We start from the raw sequence: 1230 nt of genomic DNA on the forward strand, positions 1-1230 counted from the left end.
AATGAGAGTTTTTTGTACCTGAGACTAAATCGCCCTCCCAATGCCCCAGAGAGCGTCTGTTATCGATATTTCGGGAACGTTCGTGAATTGGTGTTCCGTTCACTATGTTAATCGTACCTCTTTCGCCTTTGCGGGTATGACGCCTGCCATGGCGAAGGCTATGCGACCGTCGCAGATGCTGTATATTCAGGTGGTGTAGCGCTTCACGGCTACGAAAGTACAGCGTTTTATAAATTGTCTCAGGTGATATTCGCAGCGTTTTTTGACGTGGTTTTGTTCGCCTTAACCATCCTGATATTTGCTCTGGAGACCATTTCATCTCCAGCTTTTCCAGAACAAGCTTTCGCAATGGTAAATTTTGATCCAGTAAGCACGGTTTTGGCCTTTTCGCCATTCTGTTGGCTCGGTTATTAGCATCAACAGCTTTGTAATAGCGTCTGCCCCGATTACGCTGAACTTCACGTGAGATCGTCGAAGGACTGCGATTCAGCGCAGTAGCTATCGCACGAATGCTCATTTTGGCTGACAAACCAGCTCGTATCTCCTCGCGCTCAGACAGTGTCAGGTGAGCTACAGCCCGCTTACGCTCATGGGGTTTTATGCCGCCAATATCCCTTAACATAGTGAAGATCGTTCCGGGTTTTGAACCCAGGATATTCGCGATTTCACTGAAGCCTGTTCCGTTCTTCCATAGTTCAAAAACAGAGGCTTTTTCCTCTGCTGTAAATGTTCGTCTCATTCAAAAAACCTCCGCAACCCCATGTTTTCACATAACTGTTGCGTTGACCAATTGAATCTACAACCGCGCTCTTGATGTCAGACTCCCTGAACAGTTCTCGATAATCGGGAAACTCAGAGCGCATTATCCTGTGGTCACACTCTGCCATGTGTTCGGGGTTCATCGCAGCAGCTACAGATACTGGAAAAACCGTCCTGAAAAACCAGACGGCAGACGGGCTGTATTACGCAGTCAGGTACTTGAGTTGCATAACATCAGCCATGGTTCTGCCGGGGCAAGAAGCATCGCCACAATGGCAACCCTGAGAGGCTTCAGAATGGGGCGCTGGCTTGCCGGCAGGCTCATGAAAGAACTGGGACTGGTCAGTTGCCAGCAGCCTGCGCACCATTATAAACGAGGTGGTCGTGAACATGTCACTATCCCGAATCACCTTGGGCGGCAGTTCGCAGTGACAGAGCCAAATCAGGTATGGTGCGGCGACGTGACGTACA

The 1230-nt window shown here is 49.3% G+C and carries 3 pseudogenes; 1 reads left to right on the forward strand and 2 read right to left on the reverse strand.

The window, feature by feature from the left end:
* Together EA14781_RS22180 and EA14781_RS25945 are read right to left on the reverse strand one after the other, a co-directional pair.
* Positions 1–739, reverse strand: a pseudogene (locus EA14781_RS22180) (IS30-like element IS30 family transposase); the annotation flags it as partial.
* Positions 736–816 (reverse strand): annotated as a pseudogene (locus EA14781_RS25945) (hypothetical protein); the annotation flags it as partial. The pseudogenes EA14781_RS22180 and EA14781_RS25945, both read right to left, overlap by 4 nt.
* Between EA14781_RS25945 and EA14781_RS22190 the strand changes: the two are divergent.
* Positions 804–1230: pseudogene (locus tag EA14781_RS22190) on the forward strand (transposase domain-containing protein); the annotation flags it as partial. The pseudogenes EA14781_RS25945 and EA14781_RS22190 sit on opposite strands and share 13 nt — an antisense overlap.

It is taken from the genome of Escherichia albertii NBRC 107761 = DSM 17582 (assembly GCF_000759775.1).
Taxonomy (GTDB): domain Bacteria; phylum Pseudomonadota; class Gammaproteobacteria; order Enterobacterales; family Enterobacteriaceae; genus Escherichia; species Escherichia albertii.